At 60.9% G+C, this 7,571-nt stretch carries 4 protein-coding genes and 2 pseudogenes; 2 read left to right on the forward strand and 4 right to left on the reverse strand.

The window, feature by feature from the left end; genetic code table 11:
• Positions 1-464: 464 nt before the first annotated feature.
• The 4 genes and pseudogenes from M1B35_RS21735 to M1B35_RS21750 form a co-directional block, all read right to left on the reverse strand.
• Positions 465-1,046 (reverse strand): IMPACT family protein, encoded by a 582-nt coding sequence (locus M1B35_RS21735; RefSeq protein WP_123329859.1) that lies wholly within the window; start codon positions 1,044-1,046, stop codon positions 465-467.
• A gap of 13 nt (positions 1,047-1,059) precedes the next feature.
• The gene (locus M1B35_RS21740) at positions 1,060-1,722 is read right to left on the reverse strand and encodes a TetR/AcrR family transcriptional regulator (protein WP_123329861.1); all 663 of its coding nucleotides are present in this window, start codon (positions 1,720-1,722) and stop codon (positions 1,060-1,062) included.
• 87 nt (positions 1,723-1,809) lie between these two features.
• A pseudogene (locus M1B35_RS21745) lies at positions 1,810-3,203 on the reverse strand (uracil-xanthine permease family protein).
• A gap of 132 nt (positions 3,204-3,335) precedes the next feature.
• Positions 3,336-4,256: a LysR family transcriptional regulator gene (locus tag M1B35_RS21750; RefSeq protein WP_123329865.1), complete on the reverse strand. Its 921-nt coding sequence runs from the start codon at positions 4,254-4,256 to the stop codon at positions 3,336-3,338.
• 123 nt (positions 4,257-4,379) lie between these two features.
• On the opposite strand from M1B35_RS21750, the pseudogene aptA reads away from it, so the two are divergent.
• Both aptA and M1B35_RS21760 read left to right on the forward strand, forming a co-directional pair.
• Positions 4,380-5,728, forward strand: a pseudogene (gene aptA, locus M1B35_RS21755) (omega-aminotransferase AptA).
• 74 nt (positions 5,729-5,802) lie between these two features.
• Positions 5,803-7,296, forward strand: a complete 1,494-nt coding sequence (locus tag M1B35_RS21760; protein WP_268263027.1) for a CoA-acylating methylmalonate-semialdehyde dehydrogenase — start codon at positions 5,803-5,805, stop codon at positions 7,294-7,296.
• Positions 7,297-7,571: the final 275 nt, after the last annotated feature.

Raw genomic sequence — 7,571 nt, forward strand, 5'->3', positions numbered from 1 at the left:
AGGTCAGGCGCCCTGCCTAGGCGCTAAAGCCAGGCACGGGTGGGCACCACTTCAGGGCAGGGCGGAGGAAAAGGCGCCGATTAGGCCCGTTGTCGGGTGGTCAAAAAACGATCAAACGGCTGGGGGCCATACGCTGTCAGCGGCGGGTGCAGCCTTGCACGGGTTATCCACAGCTTGCTCCACAGTATTTGTGTGCAAGCGGCCCGCTCGGGCATAAGCCGGCGGGGCTTGTCTTCCAAAGGTGATAAATCGGGCTAAGCCGCTGTTTTCTTGTGGAAAAAGTCATCTCGGGAGGGCTTTGGACAAAAAATGATCAAGCCCCGCAAAGCCACGTGACAGAAGGGTTACAGGGGAATGTGCTCAGCTTATCCACAGTTGGGTGCACAGTAGATGTGGGCAAGTGTTGGAGGGGCGCCGAGGTTATGCACAGCCGGTAAGTGGTCGCGTGGACGCTGTTGGTGCGCTCAGCGCTGCAAGAGAATGCGCCCACGACTCAGGTCGGCCAACTGGCTTTGCAGGGTGTCGATCTGTGCCGCGCCCAGGGCCAGCTGCAACTCCACTCCGTTGGCGGTGAAGTTTTCCGCGACCACCAGCCCGCCCAATTCGCCTACCCGCAGTTTCACCAGGGCCAGCTCACTGAAGGAGCAGGCGCAACTCAGGGGGACGCGGCTGATCAACTCGATGCGCTCGGCGCCTTGCAGGCATTTGTTGGCACTGCCGCCATAGGCTCGGGCCAGGCCGCCGGTGCCCAGTTGGATGCCGCCGTACCAGCGAATCACCAGCACGGCCACGTGATCGCAGTCCTGGGCTTCGATGGCCGCGAGCATCGGCCGCCCGGCAGTGCCGCCGGGCTCGCCGTCGTCACTGCTGCGGTACTGGTCGGCCAGCTTCCAGGCCCAGCAGTTGTGTGAGGCATTGAGGTCGCTGTGCTGCTCGATAAACGCCTGGGCTTCAGCGGGGCTGGTGATGGGCGCGGCGAGGGCGATGAAACGGCTTTTGCGAATTTCTTCGCGGTATTCGCAAAGGCCGACAAGGGTAAAGGGCATGGGCGCGGATCTTTTACAGGGCGGGGGTGAGGCCACAGCCTTTGAGGATGATGCGGATCAGGTTGTTGCCCGCGTCTTCCATGTCTTGCTTGGTCAGCTTGCTGCGTCCGGTGACGCGGCAGATCTGTGTGGCGAAGTCGGCGTAATGCTGGGTGCTGCCCCACAGCAGGAAGATCAGGTGCACCGGGTCGACGGGGTCCATTTTGCCGGCGTCGATCCAGGCCTGGAACACGGCGGCGCGACCCTGGAACCAAGTGCGGTAGTCCTGGCTGAAATACTCGCTCAGGCATTCACCGCCGCTGATGATTTCCATGGCGAAGATGCGCGAGGCCTGGGGTTGGCGCCGGGAGAATTCCATCTTGGCGCGGATGTAGCGCGACAGGGCTTCGGCAGGATCGTCGTCAGCGCTGAGGTGGTTGAAGGTGCTGTCCCACAACTCGATGATGTTGCTCAGCACCGCCACGTACAGCCCCAGTTTATTGGTGAAGTAGTAGTGCAGGTTGGCTTTGGGCAGGCCAGCGTTCTGCGCGATGGTGTTCATGCTGGTGCCTTTGAAACCGTGACGGGCGAACTCGTCTTCGGCGGCCTGGAGAATGGCTTCTTCGTTCTTTTGACGAATGCGGCTGGCGGGTTTACCGGAGTGAGCGCCTGCGTGGGCTGGGACTTCAAAGGTCATGGACATTTCCGAGCTGGTCTGTGGGTGCAACCAGTGCGTTGATAGCGCACCCACAACAATCCGACAAGCCTTAAGGCGACAAAAGCGTCAAAGGGGTTTCGCCGTGTCGCTTTCGAAGGCGGTGTTTGCGTCAGGCGCGGCCGCCTTGGCCTCCGGCAATAGCAGGCACATGAAGATTGCGGTGAGCCCGCCGCTGGTGATCGCCGAGTCGAACAGGTTCTGCACCACCTTGGGCAACAGGTGCAGCAGGTTGGGTTGCGCCGCGATGCCCAGGCCGACCCCGAAGGAGGTGGCGATGATCAACATGCTGCGGCGGTCCAGGGGCGCCTGGGCGAGGATGCGCACGCCGGCGGCGGCGACGCTGCCGAACATCACCAGGGTCGCGCCGCCCAGCACTGGCTTGGGGATTTGCTGCAGCACTGCGCCGATCAACGGGAACAGGCCGAGGCAGAACAGGATCAGGCCGATGTACAGGCCGACGTAGCGGCTGGCCACGCCGGTCAACTGAATCACCCCGTTGTTTTGCGCAAAGGTGGTGTTGGGGAAGGCGCTGAAGGTGGCGGCGATCATGCAACTGACGCCATCCCCGAGAACGCCGCCCTTGAGCCGGCTTATATAAGAAGGGCCGCTGATGGGCTTGCGGGCGAGCATGCAGTTGGCGGTCAGGTCGCCGACGGTTTCGATGGTGCTGATGAGGTAGATCAGTGCCACCGGGAGGAAGGCTGTCCAGTCGAAATTGAAACCGAACTTGAAGGGAATCGGTACGCTCACCAGGGGCAGGTCGGGTAGGGCGTGTGGTACCAGCTTGCCGCTGAACCAGGCCGCGAGGCTGCCCAGGGCCAGGCCGATGATGATGGCCGATAGGCGTACCCAGGGCGTGTTGCTGCGGTTGAGCAGGATGATGGTCAGGAGCACGAACACCCCCAGCGCCAGATTGCCCGGAGCGCCGAAGTCCGGGGCATTGAAGCCGCCGCCCAGGTCGGTGATGCCGACCTTGATCAGGCTGACCCCGATCAGGGTGATGACGATGCCAGTCACCAGCGGTGTGATGACTCGGCGCAGTTGCCCGATAAAACGGCTGAGGACGATTTGCACCGCCGCGCCGAAAAAGCATACGCCGAAGATCATTGCCAGGATGTCCTCCGGGCTGCCTCCACGTTGCTTGACCAGGAACCCGGCCGAGAGCACGGCGCCCAGGAAGGCGAAGCTGGTGCCTTGCAGGCAGATCATCCCGGCGCCGATGCCGAACGGCGTCGCGCCTGGATAAAGGTACCGACCCCCGACACCATCAGCGCCATGCTGATCAGGTAGGGCAGGTGAGCGCTCAGGCCCAGGGCCGAACCGATCACCAGCGGCGGAGTGATGATACCGACGAATGCCGCTAGTACGTGTTGCAGGGCGGCGAGGGTGGCGGCGGCGGGTTTGGGGCGATCGTCGAGGCCGTAAATCAGGTCGCTGGAGCTGGGGTCTTCTGCGTGCATGGGCTTGGAACTCAGGGCTGTCGGTTCAGGTGCCGATGCCTTGCAAAAAGCTGTCCAAGTGCTCAGGTTATTTTTTCTATGTTTGGGTTTTGTCCAATAAAACAAGGGGGTTTAGCCCTGGATTATGAAGTTTCAACGGGTGGCTTCCAGGCTTTCGAGGAAGCTTTCCAGCACCAAATGGGGGCGTCGGCCTTTACGCGTGACCGATGCCAGGCTCAGGTCGTAGAAACGCGAAGCGGGCTTGAGGGCGCGCAGCCGGCCCTGTTGCACCCAGACATTGGCGTAGTGGTCCGGCAAGTAGCCAATGTAGCGCCCGGTGAGGATCAGAAAAGCCATGCCTTCACGGTCCGAGGCGCTGGCGGTGCAGTTGAGGCGCTGGTAATGGGCCTGGATTTCTGCGGGCAGGCGAAAGGCCGGGGCGATGGCGTCCTGCTCATTGAGGCGTTGGTCCTCGAGCTGGCGGTCATCGACATAGAACAAGGGGTGCCCGACGGCGCAGTAGAGCAGCGAACGCTCGCTGTACAGCGGCTGGTATTCCAGGCCCGACAAGGCGCTGGCCTGGGGCACCACGCCGACATGCAGGCGGCCGTCGAGCACCCCTTGTTCGACTTCGTTAGGGGCGATCATGCGGATCTGGATCTGCACATCCGGGCCGCGTTCTTTCAACTGCGCTAGGGCGTGGGTGATGCGCATGTGGGGCAGGGTCACCAGGTTGTCGGTCAGGCCGATGATCAGTTCGCCGCGCAGGTGGCGGTGCAGGCCGTTGACCTCGGTGCGGAAGGTTTCCAGTGCACTTAACAGTTGCAGCGCCGATTGATAGACCTCGCGGCCTTCCTCGGTCAGGGAGAAGCCGGCGCGACCTCGTTGGCACAGGCGCAGGCCAACCCGCTGTTCGAGGTCGCTCATCTGCTGGCTGATGGCCGAGCGGCCAATACCAAGCACGGTTTCTGCGGCGGAAAAACCACCGCATTCGACCACGCTGCGGAAAATCCGTAAGAGGCGAATATCAAAGTCGCTGACTTGGGCCAGCGGGTCGATTCGGCGAACGCTCATAGTTTAGCCATGGCCTGACTGAAGGTTATTAAAGTTGGATTTCATCGACTTTATAGCCGTGGCAACTTAGCTGCAATAACGCTTCGATCCCGATGCCGCTCATTGCCTTGCGAGGACCTGCACATGAACATGCCCGAAACCGCTCCCCAGTCTTTGGCCAGCCAGCTCAAGCTCGACGCTCACTGGATGCCTTACACCGCCAACCGTAACTTTCAGCGCGACCCGCGGTTGATCGTCGGGGCTGAAGGCAGTTGGCTGATCGATGACAAGGGCCGCCGGGTATACGACTCGCTGTCGGGCCTGTGGACCTGTGGTGCCGGCCACACCCGCAAGGAAATCCAGGAAGCGGTTTCCAAGCAACTGGGCACCCTCGATTACTCCCCAGGCTTCCAATACGGCCACCCGCTGTCGTTCCAACTGGCCGAGAAAATCACCGACCTGACCCCGGGTAACCTCAACCACGTGTTTTTCACCGACTCGGGCTCCGAGTGTGCCGACACGGCGGTGAAGATGGTGCGGGCCTACTGGCGCCTAAAAGGCCAGTCGACCAAGACCAAGATGATCGGCGCGCCCGTGGCTATCACGGTGTGAACATCGCCGGCACCAGCCTTGGCGGCGTCAACGGCAACCGCAAGCTGTTTGGCCAGGCCATGATGGATGTCGATCACCTGCCCCATACCCTGCTGGCCAGCAACGCTTTCTCCCGCGGCATGCCGGAGCAGGGCGGTATCGCTTTGGCTGATGAGCTGCTGAAACTGATCGAACTGCACGACGCTTCGAACATCGCGGCGGTGTTCGTCGAGCCGATGGCTGGTTCTGCCGGTGTACTGGTGCCGCCACAGGGCTACCTCAAGCGCCTGCGCGAGATCTGCGATCAACACAGCATCCTGTTGGTGTTCGACGAAGTGATCACCGGTTTCGGTCGCACCGGCTCAATGTTCGGCGCTGACAGCTTTGGCGTGACCCCGGACCTGATGTGCATTGCCAAGCAAGTCACCAACGGTGCGATTCCGATGGGCGCGGTGATTGCCAGCTCCGAGATCTACCAGACGTTCATGAACCAGCCGACCCCTGAGTACGCGGTGGAATTCCCCCACGGCTACACCTACTCGGCACACCCAGTGGCGTGTGCAGCCGGTTTGGCGGCGCTGGATCTGCTGCAGAAGGAAAACCTGGTGCAGAGCGTGGCGGAAGTCGCGCCGCATTTCGAGAATGCCTTGCATGGCCTGAAGGGCAGCAAGAACGTGATCGACATCCGTAACTACGGCTTGGCCGGGGCGATCCAGATCGCCGGGCGTGACGGTGATGCCATCGTGCGTCCATTCGAGGCCGGCATGGCCTTGTGGAAGGCTGGTTTCTACGTGCGCTTCGGCGGCGACACCCTGCAGTTCGGCCCAACCTTCAACAGCAAGCCGCAAGACCTCGACCGTCTGTTCGATGCGGTTGGCGAAGTGCTGAACAAGATCGACTGATTCGCCCTTCTATATAGAACACAGATCAGGCGCGGAGCGATTCGTGCCTGTGGACAACTTTTCAGGAGCCCTGCATGAGCCTTATCCCGCATTTGATCAACGGCGAACTGGTGACCGACAACGGTCGTAGCGCCGACGTATTCAACCCGTCCACCGGCCAAGTGATCCACCAAGTGCCGCTGGCCAGTCGTGACACCATGCAGCGCGCTATCGATTCGGCCAAGGCTGCCTTCCCGGCCTGGCGCAACACACCGCCGGCCAAGCGTGCCCAGGTGATGTTCCGCTTCAAGCAGCTGCTGGAGCAGAACGAAGCGCGGATTGCCCAACTGATCAGCGAAGAGCATGGCAAAACCCTGGAAGACGCTGCCGGTGAGTTGAAGCGCGGTATCGAGAACGTCGAGTACGCGTGTTCGGCGCCGGAGATCCTCAAGGGCGAATACAGTCGTAACGTCGGCCCGAACATCGATGCCTGGTCTGACTTCCAGCCCCTGGGTGTGGTGGCGGGGATCACCCCGTTCAACTTCCCGGCCATGGTGCCGCTGTGGATGTACCCACTGGCGATCGTCTGCGGTAACTGCTTTATCCTCAAGCCGTCGGAGCGCGACCCAAGCTCGACATTGCTGATTGCTCAACTGTTGCTGGAAGCCGGCTTGCCTAAAGGTGTGCTGAGTGTGGTGCACGGCGACAAGGGCGCGGTGGATGCGCTGATCGAAGCGCCGGAAGTCAAAGCCTTGAGCTTTGTCGGCTCTACGCCGATTGCCGAGTACATCTATTCCGAAGCCACCAAACGCGGCAAGCGAGTGCAGGCGCTGGGTGGGGCGAAAAACCATGCGGTGCTGATGCCGGATGCGGACCTGGATAACGCCGTGAGCGCGTTGATGGGGGCGGCGTATGGTTCCTGTGGCGAGCGTTGCATGGCGATCTCGGTGGCCGTGTGTGTCGGCGATCAAGTGGCGGATGCACTGATTGCCAAGCTGGTGCCGCAGATCAAGGCGCTGAAGATCGGTGCAGGCACCTCGTGTGGCCTGGACATGGGGCCACTGGTTTCTGCTCAGGCGCGGGATAAGGTCAGCGGCTATATAGAAGACGGCGTGACATCGGGCGCCAAGCTGGTTGTTGATGGCCGTGGCTTGAGTGTGGCTGGCAACGAAGACGGCTTTTTCCTGGGTGGCTGCCTGTTTGATCAGGTGACCCCGGAGATGCGCATCTATAAAGAAGAAATCTTCGGGCCTGTGCTCTGCGTTGTGCGGGTCAATAGCCTGGAAGAGGCCATGAAACTGATCAACGATCACGAGTACGGCAACGGCACCTGCATCTTCACCCGTGACGGTGAAGCGGCGCGCCTGTTCTGTGACGAGATTGAAGTGGGAATGGTTGGGGTCAACGTACCGTTGCCGGTACCGGTGGCTTACCACAGCTTCGGGGGTTGGAAGCGTTCGTTGTTTGGCGATCTGCATGCGTATGGCCCGGATGGCGTGCGCTTCTATACCCGTCGCAAGGCCATTACCCAGCGCTGGCCACAACGGGCCAGTCATGAAGCGTCGCAGTTCGCGTTCCCTAGTCTGTAATCAGGCAAGGCATAAAGGCCGGCCCCTTGGGGCGGCCTTTGTTTTTAGGGGCGATTTTGACCGTTATGACAGAATTGTGAAATTAACGGTTGACGGCAGATTCTATGGGCCTATAATTCGCCCCACTTCCGGCGCAGTCGAAACGGAAAACTCCTTGAAACTCAACGAGTTACGCAGTTTTCGACAGCGACTTGCTTCAGTTTATCGAGGCCCAGAAGGAGTTGATGGAGCGGTTTAGTTTGGCTCTATTAACGTTTCGATCTTCTCGGTCGAAA

Source organism: Pseudomonas morbosilactucae (assembly GCF_023241665.1).
GTDB lineage: Bacteria > Pseudomonadota > Gammaproteobacteria > Pseudomonadales > Pseudomonadaceae > Aquipseudomonas > Aquipseudomonas morbosilactucae.